The sequence below is a fragment of the Rhizobacter sp. SG703 genome, assembly GCF_012275445.1.
In the GTDB taxonomy this organism is placed as follows: domain Bacteria; phylum Pseudomonadota; class Gammaproteobacteria; order Burkholderiales; family Burkholderiaceae_C; genus Rhizobacter.
This window is the reverse complement of sequence record NZ_JAAZQK010000012.1, coordinates 139713-158708: the sequence shown is the minus strand read 5'-3', so window position 1 is coordinate 158708 and position 18996 is coordinate 139713. Positions and strand designations below refer to the sequence as shown.

At 70.4% G+C, this 18996-nt stretch carries 19 protein-coding genes and 1 pseudogene; 10 read left to right on the top strand and 10 right to left on the bottom strand.

Annotated features, from left to right (window positions below):
* Positions 1–8: 8 nt before the first annotated feature.
* The 3 genes from FHT26_RS24000 to FHT26_RS23990 all read left to right on the top strand — a co-directional run bounded on the left by FHT26_RS24000 (position 9) and on the right by FHT26_RS23990 (position 2116).
* Positions 9–707 (top strand): RraA family protein, encoded by a 699-nt coding sequence (locus tag FHT26_RS24000; protein WP_168562613.1) that lies wholly within the window; start codon positions 9–11, stop codon positions 705–707.
* Positions 704–1627 (top strand): NAD(P)-dependent oxidoreductase, encoded by a 924-nt coding sequence (locus FHT26_RS23995; protein WP_168562612.1) that lies wholly within the window; start codon positions 704–706, stop codon positions 1625–1627. Before FHT26_RS24000 ends, FHT26_RS23995 begins: the two co-directional genes overlap by 4 nt.
* A 240-nt stretch (positions 1628–1867) precedes the next feature.
* Entirely contained in the window at positions 1868–2116 is a 249-nt protein-coding gene (locus FHT26_RS23990; RefSeq protein ID WP_168562611.1) for a GlsB/YeaQ/YmgE family stress response membrane protein, read from the top strand.
* A gap of 93 nt (positions 2117–2209) precedes the next feature.
* Here the strand turns inward: FHT26_RS23990 and FHT26_RS23985 are convergent, their stop codons facing one another.
* Positions 2210–2434: a hypothetical protein gene (locus FHT26_RS23985; RefSeq protein WP_168562610.1), complete on the bottom strand. Its 225-nt coding sequence runs from the start codon at positions 2432–2434 to the stop codon at positions 2210–2212.
* A 184-nt stretch (positions 2435–2618) separates the two neighbouring features.
* Between FHT26_RS23985 and FHT26_RS23980 the strand changes: the two genes are divergently transcribed.
* A complete protein-coding gene (locus FHT26_RS23980) occupies positions 2619–3092 on the top strand; it encodes an MGMT family protein (protein ID WP_168562609.1) in 474 nt (157 codons plus the stop codon).
* 41 nt (positions 3093–3133) lie between these two features.
* Positions 3134–3703 (top strand): dihydrofolate reductase family protein, encoded by a 570-nt coding sequence (locus tag FHT26_RS23975; RefSeq protein WP_168562608.1) that lies wholly within the window; start codon positions 3134–3136, stop codon positions 3701–3703.
* Between the two features lie 86 nt (positions 3704–3789).
* On the opposite strand, the pseudogene FHT26_RS23970 reads toward FHT26_RS23975, so the two are convergent.
* From FHT26_RS23970 to FHT26_RS23960, 3 genes and pseudogenes are all read right to left on the bottom strand, one after another.
* Positions 3790–4351: pseudogene (locus tag FHT26_RS23970) on the bottom strand (LysR family transcriptional regulator).
* A complete protein-coding gene (locus FHT26_RS23965; RefSeq protein ID WP_349238214.1) occupies positions 4348–6972 on the bottom strand; it encodes a PAS-domain containing protein in 2625 nt (874 codons plus the stop codon). The pseudogene FHT26_RS23970 and the gene FHT26_RS23965 overlap by 4 nt, the downstream one beginning before the upstream one ends.
* Complete coding sequence (locus tag FHT26_RS23960) at positions 6965–7693, bottom strand: response regulator (protein ID WP_168562607.1); 729 nt, start codon at positions 7691–7693, stop codon at positions 6965–6967. The genes FHT26_RS23965 and FHT26_RS23960 overlap by 8 nt, the downstream gene beginning before the upstream one ends.
* A 122-nt stretch (positions 7694–7815) precedes the next feature.
* Here FHT26_RS23960 and FHT26_RS23955 point away from each other — a divergent pair, with 122 nt between their 5' ends.
* Complete coding sequence (locus tag FHT26_RS23955; protein WP_168562606.1) at positions 7816–8046, top strand: addiction module protein; 231 nt, start codon at positions 7816–7818, stop codon at positions 8044–8046.
* Positions 8047–8082: 36 nt separating this feature from the next.
* Here the strand turns inward: FHT26_RS23955 and FHT26_RS23950 are convergent, their stop codons facing one another.
* The 4 genes from FHT26_RS23950 to FHT26_RS23935 are packed head-to-tail and all read right to left on the bottom strand — an operon-like array spanning position 8083 to position 12773.
* Positions 8083–9723 carry an alpha-glucosidase gene (locus tag FHT26_RS23950; RefSeq protein ID WP_168562605.1) on the bottom strand — a complete coding sequence of 547 codons (1641 nt, stop codon included), beginning with the start codon at positions 9721–9723 and terminating at the stop codon, positions 8083–8085.
* An 8-nt stretch (positions 9724–9731) separates the two neighbouring features.
* Entirely contained in the window at positions 9732–10571 is an 840-nt protein-coding gene (locus FHT26_RS23945; protein WP_168562604.1) for a carbohydrate ABC transporter permease, read from the bottom strand.
* On the bottom strand, positions 10571–11491 hold the full coding sequence (locus FHT26_RS23940) for a carbohydrate ABC transporter permease (RefSeq protein WP_168562603.1): 921 nt from the start codon (positions 11489–11491) through the stop codon (positions 10571–10573). The genes FHT26_RS23945 and FHT26_RS23940 overlap by 1 nt, the downstream gene beginning before the upstream one ends.
* A 1-nt stretch (position 11492) precedes the next feature.
* Positions 11493–12773, bottom strand: a complete 1281-nt coding sequence (locus tag FHT26_RS23935; protein ID WP_168562602.1) for an ABC transporter substrate-binding protein — start codon at positions 12771–12773, stop codon at positions 11493–11495.
* A 133-nt stretch (positions 12774–12906) separates the two neighbouring features.
* Here FHT26_RS23935 and FHT26_RS23930 point away from each other — a divergent pair, with 133 nt between their 5' ends.
* Together FHT26_RS23930 and FHT26_RS23925 are read left to right on the top strand one after the other, a co-directional pair.
* Positions 12907–13722 (top strand): AraC family transcriptional regulator, encoded by an 816-nt coding sequence (locus FHT26_RS23930; RefSeq protein WP_168562601.1) that lies wholly within the window; start codon positions 12907–12909, stop codon positions 13720–13722.
* Positions 13723–13788: 66 nt separating this feature from the next.
* Positions 13789–14610, top strand: a complete 822-nt coding sequence (locus FHT26_RS23925; protein ID WP_168562600.1) for a methyltransferase domain-containing protein — start codon at positions 13789–13791, stop codon at positions 14608–14610.
* Here FHT26_RS23925 and FHT26_RS23920 read toward each other — a convergent pair.
* The gene (locus FHT26_RS23920) at positions 14585–15337 is read right to left on the bottom strand and encodes an SDR family NAD(P)-dependent oxidoreductase (RefSeq protein WP_168562599.1); all 753 of its coding nucleotides are present in this window, start codon (positions 15335–15337) and stop codon (positions 14585–14587) included. The genes FHT26_RS23925 and FHT26_RS23920 overlap by 26 nt on opposite strands.
* Positions 15334–16353, bottom strand: coding sequence for a D-erythronate dehydrogenase (gene denD, locus FHT26_RS23915; protein ID WP_168562598.1), 1020 nt, complete (start codon positions 16351–16353; stop codon positions 15334–15336). Before denD ends, FHT26_RS23920 begins: the two co-directional genes overlap by 4 nt.
* 192 nt (positions 16354–16545) lie before the next feature.
* Here denD and FHT26_RS23910 point away from each other — a divergent pair, with 192 nt between their 5' ends.
* Positions 16546–17619, top strand: coding sequence for an ABC transporter ATP-binding protein (locus FHT26_RS23910; RefSeq protein ID WP_168562597.1), 1074 nt, complete (start codon positions 16546–16548; stop codon positions 17617–17619).
* A 50-nt stretch (positions 17620–17669) separates the two neighbouring features.
* Entirely contained in the window at positions 17670–18986 is a 1317-nt protein-coding gene (locus FHT26_RS23905) for an ABC transporter substrate-binding protein (protein WP_168562596.1), read from the top strand.
* The last annotated feature ends 10 nt before the right edge of the window (positions 18987–18996 follow it).

Genomic DNA, 18996 nt, shown 5'->3' with positions numbered 1-18996 from the left:
AGATTCGCATGAGTCCAGCTGCTGCAGGGCCCGACGTGATCCGGGACTTCGAACGCGTGAACGCCGACGTCGTCGCGCAGGCCGCCCGGTTCCCGTCGTCCATCCTGGCCGATGTGGCGGGGCGCCGCGGCGCCCTGCACGGGCGCATCGCGCCGCTCGCCCCGTCGATGCGCTTCGCCGGCCCGGCGCTCACGGTCGAGGTGCGTCCTGGCGACAACCTGATGATCCACGCCGCACTGGCGGTGGCGAAGCCGGGCGACGTGATCGTCGTCGACGGCAAGGGTGACCTGGGCAGCGCGTTGATGGGCGAGATCATGAGCCAGCAGGCGGCCGCGCTCGGCGTGGCCGCCGTCGTGATCGACGGCGCGGTGCGCGACAGCGAGGCCATCCGCGAACTCGGCTTTCCGATGTTCGCGGCCGGACTCAACCCGAACGGCCCGACCAAGGGTGTCGCGGGCCGGCTGAATCATCCGATCTCGGTCGGCGGCGTGACGGTGAAGCCCGGCGACCTGGTGGTCGGCGATGCCGACGGCGTGACGGTGGTCGAGCGCGAGAAGGCCGCGGCGATGCTGCCGCTGGCGGCCGAGAAGGTCGCGGCCGAAACGAAGCGCATCGCCGACATCCGCAGCCGCAAGGCGCTGCGCCCCGGCTGGCTCGACGCTGCACTGCGCGCGGCCGGCGTGATCGGCGAAGGGGAATCGTTGTGAGCGCCAGCAAGCCTGTCGTCCTCGTCACCGGCGCCGACCTTGCCGCTGCGGCGCTGGCGCTGCTGGGCGACCACGAGGTGATCTATGCCGGCAAGGCGCCGACCGACGACGACATCGTCGCGCTGTGCCGGCACCACGACCCGGTCGCGATCATCGTGCGCTACGGCAAGGTGAGCGCCGCCGCGATGGCCGCGGCGCCGAGCCTGAAGGTGATCTCCAAGCACGGCAGCGGCACCGACACGATCGACAAGGCGGCCGCGGCAGCGCGCGGCATCGAGGTCGTCGCCGCGGCGGGCGCGAATGCGGCGGCGGTGGCCGAGCATGCGATGGCGCTGCTGCTGGCCTGTGCGAAGTCGGTGGTGACGCTCGATGCGCGCATGCACGCGGGCCATTGGGACAAGGCGACGCACAAGAGCGTCGAACTCGAAGGACGCACGCTGGGCCTCGTCGGCCTCGGGGCGATCGGCTTGCGCGTCGCGCGCATCGCCGATGCGATGGGCATGCGCGTGCTCGGCTTCGATCCGTATGCGAAGGACCTGCCGGCCCATGTCGAGCGCGTGGACCTCGAGGCGATCTGGCGCGGGTCCGACGCGATCTCGCTGCACTGCCCGCTGACGGCCGACAACGCGAAGCTGATCGATGCGCGGACGCTGGCCGCGTGCAGGCAGGGCGTGATCGTCGTCAACACCGCCCGCGGTGGCCTGATCGACGAGCCAGCCTTGCTCGACGCGGTGCGCAGCGGGCAGGTCGCGAGCGCCGGCCTCGACAGTTTCGCCGTCGAGCCGATGACGGCACCGCATCCCTTCCACGGCGAACCCCGCATCACGCTCAGCCCGCACATCGGCGGCGTGACGGCGGAGGCCTACGTGAAGATGGGCGAGGGCGCGGTGAAGAACGCGCTGGCCGTGCTCAATCGCTGAAAAACAACGCAGGCCGTCGCGCCTGTCGATGCCCTGGGCCATGCCCGCACCGCCGTCCACACGACGGTGTCGCTGCTGCCCTCCGGCAGGCCGGACCCGCGCAAGGATCCGACCGGTGCTTTCTCATTGGCCACCTACCCGTCGCCGGAGGACCTCCAGCACAGGCCTGTGCGTTCGCGGGCTTGTGGCATGCTCGGTCTGGCAGGATCTTCAACATCGTCACACGAGAGAGCCAACACCATGGGCATCATCGGCACCATCCTCGTCGGGTTGATCGTCGGCGCGGTCGCGCGCTTCCTGCTGCCAGGCGAGCAGAAGATGGGCTGGATCCTGACCTGCCTGCTGGGCATCGCCGGCTCGATGATCGCCGGCTTCGTCGGTCAGGCCATAGGTTGGTATTCGGTGGGGCAGCCGGCCGGATGGATCGCCTCGGTCATCGGCGCCATCGTTCTGCTGTTCGTCGTCGGCAAGCTCAAGGGCAGCAGCTGACCGCGTTCGCGGTTCGGCCAGCGATCAACCTGCCGTCGGCGGCTTCCCGTCGGGTGTCGATCGAGCGATGGGCCGGGCATCGCTGCGGTGAGCTTACCAATGCGCCGGCTCTTGCTCCGCGTCGGCGCGCTCATCGCCCAGGGCCGCACCCACTGCGATGCCGATGCCAGCGCCGACGGCGAGGCCGATGCCAATACCCAGGGCCAGGTGGCCAAGCGCAACGCCAAAGCCGGCGCCAGTGGCCAAGCCAATGGCCGTGCCCCACGCGACGCCAAGGCCAAGGTAGCGTTCACGGATCTCGCTCTGCTTTTCGTCCACAGTGCTTCTCCTCGATGCCAAACATTGAAACCGAGCTGCGAACCGATGCCTGCCGGGAGGCGTCGGCTCGACCGACATAGCCTACCCGAATGTGGCCATCAGCCGATGTTCACGAAGGATCGGTTTCGGTTAGGCTGAACACCGTTGGAGGCGCATAGCCTCTTGTGAGCAGCAAGGAGCCCGCATGCACATGCTCCAAGACGAAATCGTCGCCATACCACCCGATCGACAGAAGGCCTTCGGCGGGGCGCGAACGATGCTTCTTCCCAGCCCGCGCACCGTGGCGCTGCAGCTGCTGAAGGTCCCGCGCGGCAAGCTCGTGACCATGGAGGTGCTGCGTCGGGAATTGGCCCGCCTCCATGGTGTAGAGACCGTCTGCCCGTTTCAGACAAAACAGGCCCTGCGCGCGATCGCAGGCAACCCGGAAGGCGTCGCCTTCTGGCGCCTCGTTGCATCAAATGGCGAGCTGTTGAAATACCTGCCTGGCGGCATCGAAAGACAGGCCGCGCAACTGGCAGAAGAGCATGTTCCGTTGGAGCCCGGCGGAAGCGGGCAGAGGGTCCGGAATCTCAAAGCATCTCTGCACACATTCACATCGAATGACCAGGTCGCTGCGGAGGGCAACAACGGAGTCCAAGCGGCGACATCGGTCAAGTGATGTCGCTTCAGGTCGACCATTCTTCGGTGCGGGAAACTCGAATGTCTGTATCGGTGCTGTTCATGTCCATGTCGCTCGACGGATACATCGCAGGTCCGAACGACGAACCAGGCAACCCCGGCGGCGATGGCTTCATGCGGCTGCACGAGTGGTTCGGGGATTTCTCCCGGCCGGCCGGGGCGCTCGGAGACTTGTGGGACGAGTGGAACCCGCCGGGTGCGATCGTCGTTGGCCGGCGCACCGTGGAGCAAGTCGATCACTGGGGCGGGGACAATCAAGGGGTCCCGATCTTCGTGCCCAGTCACCGGCCACCAGATCCTTCGGTAGCGAACTATCCGCTGGTGACGTACGTGCTCGACGGGATTGAGAGCGCGATGGCGCAGGCCAAGGCCGTCGCCGGCGACGGCATCGTGCTGGTGCACGGCGCATATACGGCTCAGCGGGCGCTCGAAGCGGGGGTGCTGGACGAGTTGCAGATCCACCAGATCCCGGTGTTGTTCGGCGGTGGCCGGCGAATGTTCGAGGTTTTGCCGTCGCGAGTCGAACTGGAGATCGTCCGGGTGATCGACACGCCCGAGGCAACGCACATCCGCTATCGCGTTCGCCGCTGAGCGGTGGCGACGCCTGATCCCCTGGATGAGCCACAACGTTGAGCGGTGTCACGAACCCCGGACTGGCTTCCGGGCTACATGCTCGATCAGCACCGCACGTGTCTGGGCACCGCACCCGCATCGCGCACGCCGAGCAGCAGCCTGCGCCGCGCCCAGTCGTCATCCAGCGCGACCTGACGCAGGTCCATCGTGCGCAGGTGCGGCAGGATCGCATCGCGCGGCAGCACGCCGACGCCGAGGCGGCGGCCACCATGCGGCACATCGCGTCGAAGCTGCGCACGCGGATGCGCAGCCGCAGCTGGCGGCCCAGCGCCTGCGCCTCGGTGTGCAGCCGGCGCGCCAGCGAGGTGCCTTCGGAGAGGCTCACGAAATCGCAATCGAGCAGGTCCTCGAAACGCAGGCTGCGCCGCCGCGCCAGCGCATGGCCGCGCGGCACCACCAGCACCAGCCGGTCCTCGCGGCAGTTCATCGTGTGCAGCCCGTGCGTCGGCGTGCGGTCGGCGAAGAGGCCGCTTCCAGGTCGGTGATGCGCTTGCTGGCCGCGCCGACCGCCAGGTGCGCCAGCGCCGCGCCCTGGCTGATGCTGCCGCTGCGCGCGACCAGGCTGAACAGCTGCAGCGAGACCAGGTCGAGCCGGTGCAAGTTCATGCGAGCAGCGCCTCCAGGCTCTTGCGCGTGAACGGCTTCGGCAGGAAGGCGGCCGCGGCCGGCCAGTCGCTGCGCTGCGCATGCACCTCGGGCGGCAGGCCCGAGCTCAGCACGACGCGCTGCTGCGGCCAGTCGCGCGCGATGCGGTGCCACAGCGCGACGCCGTCGCCGCCGGCGCCCAGCATCACGTCGGACACCAGCAGGTCGAACGGCCCGTGCGCCGCCATGCAGGCCAGCGCATCCTGCTCGGACGCCACCGCCGAGACCGTTGCGCCCAGGTCGTCGAACAGCGCGGCGGCGGTGGCCCGCACGCTGTCGTCGTCCTCGACCAGCAGCACGCGCGCCGTCGCGCTGCCCACGCGCGCCGGCAGCCGCGGCGCCGGGGCCGGTGCGCCGGCCGGCGAGGCCGGCAGCCACAGCTCGGCCGTGGTGCCGCGGCCTTCGCTGCTGCGCAGCACCAGGCGGCCACCGCACTGCCGCATGAAGCCGTCGACGATCGCCAGCCCGAGGCCGCTGCCCTGGCCGGGCGCCTTGGTGGTGAAGAAGGGTTCGGCGACGCGCGCCTGCACCTCGGCCGGCATGCCGTGGCCGGTGTCGTGCACGCGGACCACGACGGCCTTGCCGGGCGGCGCGGTGGCGTCATCGTGTTCGACCTGCGCGACCGACAGCGCCAGCGTGCCGCCGCCCGGCATCGCGGCGGCGCTGTTCAGCGCGAGGTTCAGCAGCGCGTTCTCCAGCTGGCCGCGGTCGGCCTGCACCGACAGCGCCTCGGCGTCGCCCTCGTCGATCCGCACCTCGATCGCCGGCCCGACGCTGTACTCGATCAGGTCCAGCATCTCGGCCAGCATGTCGGCCACGACCACCGATTCGACCTCCAGCGGCTGGCGCCGCGCGAACACCAGCAGCCGGCGCGACAGCCCGGCCGCCGATTCGGCCGCCTTGTGCGCGCGGGCGGCCAGCGCGGCGAGCGCCGCCAGCCGCTCGTCGCCGAGCAGCCGATGGCGCAGCAGCTCCAGGTTGCCGAGGATCGCGCTCAGGAAGTTGTTGAAGTCGTGCGCGACGCCGCCGGTCAGCTGGCCCAGCACCTCCATGCGCTGCGCCTGCCGCAGCTGCGCCTCCATCGCGCGGCGCGCGCTCAGGTCGCGGCACACGGCGACCCAGCCGCCGTCGGGCATCGGGTGGCTCAGGATCTCCAGCACGCCGCCGGCCGGCAGGTGCAGTTCGGCCGACGCGGCGATGCGGTGGCGGCCGAGTCGCGCCGCGGTGTCGGCCGCGACGGCGCGCCAGGTGGCGCCGGCCGGCAGCGCCGCGTTCAGCTCGCCGATCGGCACGCCGCGGCGCAGCACGCCGGGCGCGAACGGCAGCAGGCGCTCGAACTTCTGGTTCCAGACGACCAGCGCACCGCTCGCGTCGTAGACCGACAGCCCGTCGTTCATGCCGTGGAACACGCTCTCCAGCAGGCGGCCCTGCACATGCAGGCCCTGCGACAGCCGCTGCTTCTCGAGCAGGTGGTCGCGGAACACCTGGAAGGCGCGCGCCAGCTCGCCGATCTCGTCCGGGCGCGCGATGGCGGCGCTCGGCTGCGCGACGTCGTCGCCGCCGGCCAGCCGCGTCATCGTGCGCGTCATCGACTGCAGGTCGCGCAGCACGCGCTGCACGTACAACGCGCCGGCCAGTGCCGTCAGCACCGAGGCCGCGCTGACCAGCACCAGCGCCGATGCGCCCGAGCTGACCGTGCCGCGCACCGTGTCGCGCCGCTCGGTCGACACCTTGCGCAACTCGGCCACGTAGGCGCTGGCGCGGGCGCCGAGCTGCGTCGAATGGCTGCGCATCAGCTGCACCACAGTGCCCAGCTGGCGCTCGGTGCGCAGCTGGCGGCGGCGCAGCTGGAACGCGCCGTCGTCGCCGAAGCCCAGCGCCTGCAGCGCGGCAGCCAGCGCCGGCAGCCGCCGGTCCTCGCCGGCCTGCTGCGCGAACACCCACAGCGCCTCGACGTCGGCCTCGCTGCGGCCCAGCATCGTGTCCTCGTCGGCCAGCTCGGCGGCCACCAGCGTGCTCCAGATCGACTGCAGGCTGGGCCCGTCGCGCTGCACCCGCACGCGGTTGCGGAACAGCTGGTCGCCGAGCGCATCGAGCGTGTCGCGCTGGCTGCGCAGCTGGGCCTGCTGACGGCGGCGCTCGCTCGACAGCGCGAGCAGGCTGGTCAGGTCGCGGTCGATGCCGTCGAGCATCGCGCTCGCCTCGAGCCGGCTGTCGGCCTGCGCCGGCAGCGTGCCCGACAGCCGCCGGATCTCGCCGAGCAGCACCCGCACCAGCTGGCTGTCATTGCGGCTGGGCGATTGCAGGTCGCTGTCGGCGATGCTCGGCGCGACGGCGGCCAGCTGCGACACCTTCTCGGCCAGCTCCAGCACGCGCGCGATCTCGGGCATCACGCCGGCCTCGAAGTCGTCGAGCGCGCGCTGGTTGTGGCGCATGCCGGCGATGCCGGTGACCGCCAGCACGATGGTCAGCAGCAGCAGCGCGAGGAAGGTGGCGAGCAGCCGGGTGCGGATCGCGAAACGGGCCGGGACCTCGGCCGCGCCGAAGGCCGCGGGCACGGCCGCCTGGGCCACATCAGCCACGCGTCACCGGCACGCCGAACACATAGCCCTGGCCGCGCTCGGTGCGGATGTAGGCCGGCTGGCGCGGATTGGGCTCGATCTTTCGGCGCAACCGCAGGATCAGCACGTCGACGCTGCGGTCGTAGGCGTCGGCCCCGGTGCCGCGGAACTGCGACAGCAGCTCGTCGCGCGCCCACACGCGGCCGGCTTGCGTGACCATCGCGGCGAGCAACGCGAACTCGCCGCGCGTCACCTCGCAGGGCTCGCCGCTGGCGCGTGCCAGCGTGCGGGCGGTGCGGTCGAGCACCCAGTCGCCGAAGCGGTAGCGTTCGTGCACCGGGTCGTCGGGACGGGCCGCGGGCTGCGACAGCTCGGTCGAGCGGCGCAGGCTGGCGCGCACGCGCGCCAGCAGCTCGCGCCCGGAGATCGGCTTGACGAGGAAGTCGTCGGCGGCAAGTTCGAGGCCGAGCACGCGGTCGGCCTCGTCGCCCTTGCCGCTCATCATGATGATCGGTACGGTGGAGCTGCGCCGCAGCTCGCGCGCGATCGCGAGGCCGTCTTCGCCGCGCAGCTTCAGGTCGAGCATCACCAGCGAATGCGGCTGCTCGCGCAGCGCGCGCTGCATCGCGGCGCCGGTCTGCACCGCGGTGGCCTGCAGGCCGCCGTCGGTGAGCACCGCGCCGATCCAGTCGAGCACGTCGGGCTCGTCGTCGAGGACCAGGATGCGGTGGGGGGCGGGCATCGTGGGACTATACGAAAGCAGGGTGGCGCGGGCCCTCGGGACTGTCCCTCGAAGCAAGGACCGTGGACAAGGCCTGGACCGATGGCTCGGCTCAGTATCATGACAGCCACAGGCGGTGCCTTATGTCGGACCTGGTTGAAGAGCTTGCCCAGCGCGGTCTGGCACTGTCACCGGAAGACCGCGCTCGCCTGGCCGAAAGGCTGCTCGATTCCCTCCAGGATCCGGCACTGGCGAAGATTGAAGCAGCCTGGGACGAAGAGATCGAGCGTCGAGTGGCGGTCTACGAACGAGGCGAGGTCGAGACCTTCGAAGCCACCGACGTGTTTGCCGAGGCGAGACGCATCGCGCCGTGACCGAAGTCCGGTTCACCGGCCGGGGGCGGTTGCAGCTCATTTCGTCTTCTGCACGACCCGCGCGAATGCCGCGCTGCATGGCGCCAACCGGGCCTGCCCGCCTTCCACCCGCGCATCCATCGAACGCTCGGTGACCGCCACCGCGGCCCGATCGATCCGGTAGTCCGCCGCTTCGCCCGACAGGTTGAACAGGCACAAGAGCGTTTCGTCCGGCGTCACGCGCTCGAAGGCCAGCACCTGGTCGGTCGGCGCGAGCAACTGCAGCGACCCGTGTCGCAGCGCGGGTTCGTGGCGGTGCCAACCGAGCCAGTCCACGTAGAACGCATGCAGCGAATGCGGGTCGCCGACCTGTTCGCGCACCGCCAGCGGCAGGTGCTCGTCGGCGATCGGCAGCCAGGGGGTGCCGGTCGTGAAGCCGGCGCCGGGCGCGCGCGTCCACGGCATCGGCGTGCGGCAGCCGTCGCGGCCCATCTTCTGCGGCCACATCGTGATGCCGAACGGGTCGCGCAGCTGCTCGAATGGCACGTCGACCTCGGTCAAGCCGAGCTCCTCGCCCTGGTACACGCACTTGCCGCCGGGCAGCGACAGCAGCAGCGCTGCGGCCAGCTCGGCACGCTGGCGCGCGGTGCCGCCCCAGGCCGACCAGCGCGATGCCACCCGCTCCACATCGTGGTTGCCGACCGACCAGCACACCCGCGAGCGGCTCGCGTCGCGCAGGTACTCCTCGAGCACGCCGGCCAGGTGGCGCGCCGAGCAGTCGCGCTCCAGCAGCCGGAACACATAGGCCATCTGCAGCCGCCGGTCGCCCTCGGTGTACTCGGCCAGTGTCTTGTACTGCTGGTCGTCGCCGATCTCGCCGAGCAGCACCGCGCCCGGGAAGCCGTCGCACAGCGCGCGCAGCCGCTCGATGAAGACCAGGTTCTCGGGCTGCGTCTTGTCGTGCAGGTGGCGTTGCCATGCATACGGATTGCTGCGGTGCGCCGCACCTGCGAACCGGCCAGCCGGTTGCGGCGGGTTGTTGCGCAGCTGCCGGTCGTGGGTGTAGAAGTTGACGGTGTCGAGCCGGAAGCCGTCGACGCCGCGCACCAGCCAGAAGCGCGCCACCTCCAGCAGCGCGTCCTGCACCGCCGGGGTGTGGAAGTTCAGGTCCGGCTGGCTGGCCAGGAAGTTGTGCAGGTAGTACTGCTCGCGCCGCGTGTCCCACTGCCACGCCGAACCGCCGAAGATGCTCAGCCAGTTGTTCGGCGGCGTGCCGTCGGGCTTCGCGTCGGCCCACACATACCAGTCGGCCTGCAGGTTGCTGCGGTCGGCGCGGCTCGCGGCGAACCAAGGGTGCTGGTCGGAGCTGTGGCTGAGCACCAGGTCGATCATCACGCGCAGCTCCAGCGAATGCGCGCACTCCACCAGCGTCTCGAACGCGCGCATCGTGCCGAACATCGGGTCCACGTCGAGGTAGTCCGACACGTCGTAGCCGAAGTCGCGCATCGGGCTGCGGAAGAACGGCGCGATCCACACCGCGTCGACGCCCAGCCCCTTCAGGTAGGGCAGCCGCGCGGTGATGCCGTCGAGGTCGCCGATGCCGTCGCCGTTGCTGTCCTGGAAGCTGCGCGGGTAGACCTCGTAGATGACGGCATGGCGCCACCAGCCGGTGTCCTGTCTCAGGCGAGCGTGGTTCATGGTCCGGTTCATCCCTTGACGGCGCCGGCGGTGAGGCCGGACACGATGTAGCGCTGGAAGGCCAGCACCAGTGCGACCAGCGGCAGCGTGACGATCACCGAGGCGGCCATCAGGTTGCCCCACGGCAGCTCGTAGCTGCTCGCGCCCGAGATCAGCGCAATGGCCACCGGCACCGTGCGCTCGGTCGACGACAGCGTGAAGCTGAGCGCGAACAGGAACTCGTTCCACGCACCGATGAAGGCCAGCAGCCCGGTCGCCACCAGCGCCGGCCACAGCATCGGCAGGAAGACGCGGAAGATCATCGTGAACACGCCCGCGCCGTCCATCAGCGCGGCCTCTTCCACTTCCTTCGGCAGGTCGCGCATGAAGGTGGTCAGCACCCACACGGTGAAGGGCAGCGTGAACAGCAGGTCCGACAGCATCAGCGCCGCCAGGCTGTCGTACAGGCCGAGCGCGCTGACCAGCTCGAACAGCCCCGCCAGCACCGCGACGTGCGGGAACATCGAGACGCCGAGGATGGTCAGCATCAGCGCCTGCCGGCCGCGGAAGCGCACCCGCCCGAGCGCCCAGGCCGCCAGCAGCGCGAGGACCAGCGACAGCGCGACGACGGCGCCGGCCACCAGCGTCGAATTCAGCAGGTTGGTGCCGAACGGCTGGTCGCGGAACAGCGCCAGGTAGTTGCCGATCACCGCGCGGCTCGGCCAGAACTGCGCGCTGAACAGGTCGCTGCCCTGCTTGAACGAGGTGGCGACCGCATACGCGAGCGGGAACAGCGAGACGAAGACGACCAGCAGCGACGCGCCGCGGCGCAGCGCGGTGGCGATCGGCGTTTGGCGCGAGGCCCGCATCAGTCGAGCTCCCGCATCCGCGAGCGCGTGGCCAGCAGCCAGGCGAGCGTGACGACCGCGATGGTCGCGAACAGCAGCGTCGCCGCGGCCGAGCCGGCGCCGATCTTCTGGAAATCGATCAGCTGCTCGCGCACGTAGACCGACATGCTGCGGGTCGCGCGGCTGTTGGAGGTCATCACGTAGATCACGTCGAACACGCGCAGCGCGTCGAGCCCGCGGAACACCATCGCGACCAGCATCGCCGGCAGGATCAGCGGCAGCGTGATGTGCGTGAAGATCGTCCATGGCGATGCGCCGTCGATCTGCGCCGCCTCGTGGCAGTCGCGCGGCACCATCTGCAGCGCGGCCAGCGTCAGCAGCGCCATGAAGGGCGTGGTCTTCCAGACGTCGACCATCACGATGGTGACGAAGGACAGCGACGGGTCGGCCGTCCAGGCGAGCGGCTCGCTCGCGAGGCCAGCGGCCACCAGCGCGGTGTTGAGGATGCCGAACTGGTCGTGCAGCATCCAGGTCCACATCCTGGCCGACACCACGGTCGGGATCGCCCACGGCACCAGCACCGCGGCGCGCAGCAGCGTGCGCAGCCGCGACGGGTGGTTCAGCAGCAGCGCGATGCCCAGCCCGAGCAGCGTCTCCAGCAGCACCGAGCTGGCGGCGAACAGCAGCGTGTTGCCGACCGAGGCCCACCATTCGGGGTCGAACAGCACGCCGCCGTCGCCGAAGCGTGGGCCGAGGTAGTTGTCGAGCCCGACGAAGCGGTGCGTGCCGAGCGCCGACAGCTTCGCGTCGGTCAGGCTGAAGAAGACCGTGCGCGCGAGCGGCCAGCCGGCCACCGCCGCCAGCACCGCGAGCGTCGGCAGCACCAGCCACCAAGCCTGCACGCGCCGCGCGCGCTGCAGGCCGGTGCCCTGCGGTGTCATGTCAGTTCCATTTGTCGGCAGGGGCGAGCTTGTTCAGCTGCCTGTCGAGGTCGGCCACCGCCTGCGGCGCCTTTGCCTTGCCGGACAGCACGTCGTGGGCCGCATTCCAGAACAGGTTGCTGACCTGGTTGTACTGCGCGGCGGTCACCGTCGACGGGCGGCTCACCGCGGCCGCGAAGGTGCTGGCGAGTTCGGCCATGAAGGGGTTGGCCGCCATCACGTCGGCGTCCTGGTAGAGGGCCGGCAGCGTCGGGTTGTACGAGGCCTTGATCGCGCGGTCCTTCTGCACCGCGGCGCTGACCAGGTAGTTCACCAGGTCGGCGGCGACCGCGGCGTTCTTCGAATACTTCGACACCGACAGCTGCCAGCCGCCGAGCGTCGCGGCGCTGCGGCCGCCTGACGATCCGCTGCCGCCGGCCGGCAGCGGCATCACGCCGACCTTGCCGGCGATCTGGCTGTCGGGCTTGTGCGCCAGCGCCCAGACGTAGGGCCAGTTGCGCAGGAACACCGCATTGCCCGACTGGAACACGCCACGGCTGTCTTCCTCGGCGTAGTTCAGCACCGCCTTCGGCGTGATCGTGCCGACCCAGCCCGCAGCGGTCTGCAGCGCCTTGATCGCGTTGGCGTTGTTGACCGAGACCTTGCCGTTCGGCTCGACGATCGCGCCGCCGCCGAAGCTCGCAAGCCATTCGGTCGCGTTGCAGCTCAGGCCTTCATAGGCGCGGCCCTGCCAGACGAAACCCCACATCTTCGGGTTGCCGGCGGCGCGTTCGCCGTCCTGGATCTTCTTCGCCGCGGCGGCCAGCGCATCCCAGGTGGTGGGCGGCGCGACCTTGTACTTCGCCAGCAGGTCCTTGCGGTAGAACAGCAGCCCGGCGTCGGTGAACCACGGCATCGCGACCAGCTTGTCGCCGACGGTGTTGTTCGCGACGATGGCCGGGAAGTGCGCCTTCTCGGCGCCCTTCGTGAAGGGCTTCAGGTCGATCAGGTGGTTGGCGAGCAGGCCGGGCCAGACGACGTCGATCTGGTAGATGTCGATCTTGTCGGAGCCGCTGCCGAGGATCTGCTGGTACAGCGCGAGGCGTTCGTTCGAATCGTTGGGTGCGTTGATGACTTGCACCTCGTGGCCGGTCTTCTGCGCCCAGGCATCGGATTCTTCCTTGCAGAGCTGGAACTCGAGCCCGACGGCGCCGCACGAGATCTTCAGCGTGACGGCGTGGGCGCCGAACGCGCCCAGGCAGAGGGTCGCGGCCAGCGCGGCGGCGCGGAGGGTGGCTTGCATCGTGTTTCTCCTGGTGTCGGGGCCGTCGACTGCAGCCCGCGGCGCGGATTGGAGGCGCCGGGCGTTAACCCGGTATGTCGCGATCCGGCGGCGCCGTTCACGATTGAAAAATCGGCAGCGGCACAATCGGCCGATGGCTTCCTCTCCATCGAATCCGGGCTCGCGCGTCAGTGCCTCGCCGTGGGAAGGCGTGCACGGCACCGCGATGGACAGCGACCGCCACTACGCCCGCCACTGGCATGCGACCTACGGCGTCGGCCTGATGGAGCGCGGCGCGCAGCGCTCGGCCAGCGGGCGCGGGCAGGTCGATGCCCAGGCGGGCGACGTGATCACGACCAACCCCGGCGAGGTGCACGACGGCAAGCCGCTGGGCGCGGCGTCGCGGCGCTGGCGCATGGTGTACCTGAGCCCGGCGGCGCTGGCCCGCTTCGCCGGCACCGGTGACGACTTCGCGGTGACGCAGCCGGTGATCGCCGATTCGCCGCTGCGAGCCGGGCTGCTGCAGTTGTTCGCGCGGCTCGATGCGTGGGAGCAGCGGCGCATGGAGCCGTTGGGCTGCGAGGAGGCGCTGGTGCGCGTCTGCGGGGCGCTGGTCGAACGGCACGGCAGCCGCGTGGCGCCGCGCGAGATGGGCGGCGAGCTCGGCCGCGTGCGCGAGCGCCTGGCCGACGAGTTGCAGAACCCGCCGACGCTGGACGAGTTGGCCGCGATGGTCGGCGCCAGCAAATACCAGCTGCTGCGCCGCTTCGAGAAGGCCTGCGGGCTGCCGCCGCATGCGTGGCTGCAGCAGCAGCGGGCCGAGCGGGCGCGCGGGTTGATCCGGCGCGGCCTGGCGCTGGCCGAGGTGGCGGCCGAATGCGGCTTCTCCGACCAGAGCCACATGACGCGGGTGTTCACGCGGCAGTACGGCTTCACGCCCGGCGCCTGGCGGGCCGCTGGGCCGCAATAACGTTCAAGACGGGGCCGGCGCGGGCCGGGAGACTGCGGGCATCGCCACCTCTCCCTGTCCACCGCCATGTCCTATGTCCACGGCTACCAGCTGCAGGAAACCGAGCGCCTGACCGACCAGGCGCGCACCCTCGTCGACCTGCTGCACGGCGACACGCACTTTCCGGCCGGCAGCCGGGTGCTCGAAGCCGGCTGCGGCGTCGGCGCGCAGACGGTGACGCTGGCGCGGCGCAGCCCGCTGGCGCGCTTCACCGCCTTCGACATCTCGAACGATTCGCTGGCCGAGGCACGGCGGCGGATCGAGCAGGCCCGGCTCGCCAACGTGGAACTGCTGTGGGCCGACCTGGCCGACCTGCCGTTCGCGCCGGCCTCGTTCGACCATGTGTTCGTGTGCTTCGTGCTGGAGCACCTCGCCCAGCCGGGCGCGGTGCTGGCGACGCTGGGCCGATTGCTGAAGCCGGGCGGCAGCATCACGGTGATCGAGGGCGACCACGGCACGGTCTGCTTCCACCCGGAGAGCGACGCGGCGCGGGCGGCCATCGCCTGCCAGGTCGAGCTGCAGCGGCGTGCGGGCGGCAATGCGCTGATCGGCCGCACGCTGCAGCCGCTGTTGCGCGATGCGGGCTTTGCCGACGTGCGGGTCAGTCCGCGCATGGTCTATGCCGACGCGAGCCGGCCGTCGTGGGTCGACGGGTTCACGCGCAAGACCTTCAACGCGATGATCGAGGGCGTCAGGGCGCCGGCGCTCGCCGCGGGGTTGGCGACGGCGGAGGGTTTCGACGCGGGCCTGCGCGACCTGCAGCGCACGGCCGAGGCCGACGGGGTGTTCTGCTACACCTTCTTCAAGGCGGTGGGCCGCAGGCTCAATACGTCGACCGACCCCCGGTGAGGTCGAACACCGCGCCGGTGCTGAACGAGCATTCCTCGGACGACAGCCAGGCGATCATCGCCGCCGCCTCGTCGACCGCCAGGAAGCGCCCCATCGGGATCTTCGCCAGCATGAAGTCGATGTGCGCCTGCGTCATCGTCTCGAAGATCGCGGTCTTCGCGGCGGCCGGCGTCACCGCATTGACGATCACGCCCTTCGTCGCCAGCTCCTTCGCGAGCGACTTCGTCAGTGCGATCAGCCCGGCCTTCGACGCGCTGTAGTGCGAGGCGTTCGGGTTGCCCTCCTTGCCGGCCACCGACGCGATGTTGACGATGCGCCCGTAGCCGCGCTCGATCATGTGCGGCACCAGCGCGCGGCAGGTCAGGTAGGGCGCGACCAGGTTGACCTCGATCACGCGGCGCCACACCTCGGGCGCCAGCTCCCAGGTCGTGCCGTTGCCGCCGGTGATGCCGGCGTTGTTGATCAGGATGTCGACCTGGCCCCATTGCGAGATGGCTGCATCAGCAGCCCGTCGCACGGCCGTGTCGTCGCTCAGCTCGACCACCAGCGCCGCCACCGGCCCGAGCGCCTGCAAGGCCTCGCGCGAGCGCGCCAGCAGCGCCTCGTCGATGTCCCAGACGATCACCTTCGCACCCGAACGGAGCAGTCGCTGCGCGGTCGCGTAGCCGATGCCCTGCGCGCCACCGGTGACGATCGCGACCCGACCGTCGAGGTCGATGCGGTTCATCGTGCCAGTCCCTTCAGCGCCGCGGCGCCGTCCGGCGCGGCCTCGCAGTCGGCGATGTACTGCCGGACGATGTCGGTGAAGCTGCCGTCGGGCTTCAGGCCGAGCCGGGCCGCGCGCGCGGCATCGGCCGCCTTCGGCCAGTTGGCGACGATGCCGGCGATGCGCTCGTCGCTTTCGAAGCGCACCCGCTCGCGCACCGCGCGGCCGGCCACTTCTTCCAGCGCGTCCAGCATCTGGCCGACGCAGACGTTCAGCGCCGGCAGGTTCATCGCGAGCCGGCCGTGGAAGGCCTCGCGGCTCGCCTCGTACACCGCGATCAGCCCCTCGACGGTGCGCGCCGGCGAGGCCACCGGGTGGCAGACGTTCGCCGACACCGGGCACACCGCCTCGTCGCCGGCCAGCGGCTCGCGGATGATCCCCGAGAAGAACGACGAGGCCGCGCCGTTCGGCCGCCCCGGGCGCACCGTCACCGTCATCAACCGGGCCGCGCGGCCGTCGATGAAGCCCTTGCGGCTGTAGTCGGCCAGCAGGTATTCGCACATGAGCTTGTGCGTGCCGTACGAGGTCTGCGGTGCCGGCAGCGTGTCGTCGGCGACGCGCGGCGGCAGCGGCACCGCGGCATCCGGGCCGAACACCGCGACCGAGCTGGAGAACACCAGCCGCGGCACCGGCGCGCCGTGCTGCACGGTCGCGCGCAGCGCGTCGAACAGCGCCCGCGTGCTGTCGAGGTTGGAGCGCAGGCCGAGCTCGAAATCGGCCTCGCATTCGCCCGACACTGCCGACGCGAGGTGGAACACGCCGTCGAACGGCTCGTCGCGCAGCGCAGCGCATTGCGCCAGCAGCGCGCCGGTGCGCGCCTTCACGCGCGGGTCGGCCAGCAGCTCGGCGCGCGGCGCGACCTGGTCGGCCAGCACCAGGGTCTCGATGCGGCGCCCGGCCAGCGTGCCGCGCGCGAGCAGCGCCTGCGCGAGCCGCGTTCCCACGAAGCCGGCGCCGCCGGTGATCAGCAGTTTCATCGCATGCCTCCCGCCGGGCAGCCCGCCCGGCGCAACCCATCATGCGCGCACAGCCCGGGCAAACGCGAGGAGGGGCAGCGCCGATTGACACGCCCGTGGGGTCGTCATACAACCCGCGTGCCCCGTCGCACGCCGATGGGCCAGCGCTGTCCCGATGCCCGGGATCGCCACCACCTTGCAGGGGTACGACGCATGGCCAGTGTGAGCATCCGGTCGGTGAAGAAGCGCTTCGGCGCGGTGCAGATCCTGCACGGCGTGGACATCGAGATCGCCGATGGCGCCTTCACCGTGCTGGTCGGGCCGTCGGGCTGCGGCAAGTCGACGCTGCTGCGCATGATCGCCGGGCTGGAGGAGATCTCCGACGGCGAGATCCGCATCGGCGAGCGCCGCGTCAACGAGCTGCCGCCGAAGCAGCGCGACATCGCGATGGTGTTCCAGAACTACGCGCTGTACCCGCACATGACGGTGCGCGACAACATGGCCTTCTCGCTGATGCTGGCGAAGCAGGACAAGGCGGTGGCCGACCCGAAGGTGGCGCGCGCGGCCGAGATCCTCGGCCTCACCGCCTTGCTGGACCGCTACCCGCGCCAGCTGTCGGGCGGGCAGCGCCAGCGGGTCGCGATGGGGCGCGCGATCGTGCGCGACCCGCAGGTCTTCCTGTTCGACGAGCCGCTGTCCAACCTCGACGCGAAGCTGCGCGTCGCGATGCGCAGCGAGATCAAGGAGCTGCACCAGCGGCTGAAGACGACGTCGATCTACGTCACCCACGACCAGATCGAGGCGATGACGATGGCCGACCAGATCGTCGTGATGCGCGACGGCCGCATCGAGCAGACCGGCGGCCCGCTCGACCTGTACGACCGGCCGGCCAACACCTTCGTGGCCGGCTTCATCGGCTCGCCGTCGATGAACTTCCTGCCCGGCACGCTGCGCCGCCGCGCCGGCACGCTGCAGGTGGAGCTGGCCGACGGCACGCAGATGAACGCACCGACCGGCGCGAACGGCGACGACGGCCAGCCGGTGATCCTCGGCACGCGGCCGGAGCACCTGTCGCTGCGCGACAGCGGCGGCATCCCGTCGCAGGTGGTGGTGGTCGAGCCGACCGGCGCCGACACCTTCGTCGCCTGCCGCCACCAGGGCACCGAGGTGTCGGTGGTGTTCCACGAGCGGCACCGCTTCGAGCCCGGCGCGACCATCCACCTGCAGCCCGACCTCGGCCGCGCGCACCTGTTCGACGCCGGCAGCGGCAAGCGGCTGGCGGCCTGATTTCCCACGGTGCCGTCAGCGCGCCGCTTCACAACTTGAAGGAGACAACGATGACCGAGTTCAATCGCCGCAAGTTTCTGGAAGGTACCGCGGGCATCGCGACGCTGGGTACCGGCGCGCTGTGGACGCCCGACGCCGGTGCGCAGACGCTCGCGTACAAGCCGGAGAAGGGCGCCAAGCTGCGCGTGCTGCGCTGGAGCCGCTTCGTGCAGGGCGACATCGATGCCTACATGGCCAACGTGAAGCGCTTCACCGAGAAGACCGGCATCGAGGTGCGCGTCGACAACGAAGGCTGGGAAGACGTGCGGCCGAAGGCGGCCGTCGCGGCCAACACCGGCGCCGGGCCCGACATCATCCTGTCGACCAACGACGACGCGAACCTGTACCCCGACAAGCTGCTCGACGTGACCGACCTGTGCGAGTACCTCGGCAAGAAGTACGGCGGCTGGTACCCGGCCTGCGAGGCCTTCCTGCGGCCCGATGGCAGGAAGTGGATCGGTGTCCCGCTCGGGGCGACCGGCTCGCTGGTGGTGTACCGCGAGAGCCAGATGAAGGCTGCGGGCTTCGACAGCTTCCCGAAGGACACCGACGGCTTCCTGAAGCTCTACAAGGCGCTGGCCGCCAAGGGCACGCCGGGCGGCATGGCGCTGGGCAACGCGACCGGCGACAGTTCCTGGTGCCACTGGCTGCTGTGGGCGTTCGGCGGCGCGCTGGTCGACAAGGACAACAAGGTCGTCGTCGACAGCCCGGCCACGCTGAAGGCGCTGGAGTACGCGAAGGAGCTGTATTCGAGCTTCGTGCCGGGCACGCTCTCGTGGCTGGACCCGAACAACAACAAGGCCTTCCTCGACGGGCAGATCAGCATCACCAACAACGGCATCTCGATCTACTACGCGGCGAAGAACTCGCCCGACCCGAAGTTGAAGGAGATGGCGGCCGACATCAACCACGCCGCCTTCCCGGTGGGGCCGGTGGGCGTGCCGACCGAGAACCACCTGTTCTTCAACCAGATGATCTTCAAGTACACGAAGTACCCGCAGGCGGCCAAGGAGTTCATGCGCTTCATGATGGAGCAGGAGCAGTTCGACCCGTGGCTGCAGGGGGCCGGCGGCTACATCGCGCAGCCGCTGCGCGCCTACGAGAAGAACGCGGTGTGGACGGTCGACCCGAAGCACACGCCGTATCGCGACAGCGTGAAGAACCTGCGCCCGGCGGGTTACGCGGGCAAGCTGGGCTACGCGTCGGCCGGGGCGCTCGCGGACTTCATCGTGCCGAACATGGTGGCCGAGGCCGCCAGCGGCTCGAAGACGCCGAAGGAGGCGATGGAGCGGGCGCAGAAGCGCGCCGAGCGCTACTACAAAGTCTGAGCCGTGAAGC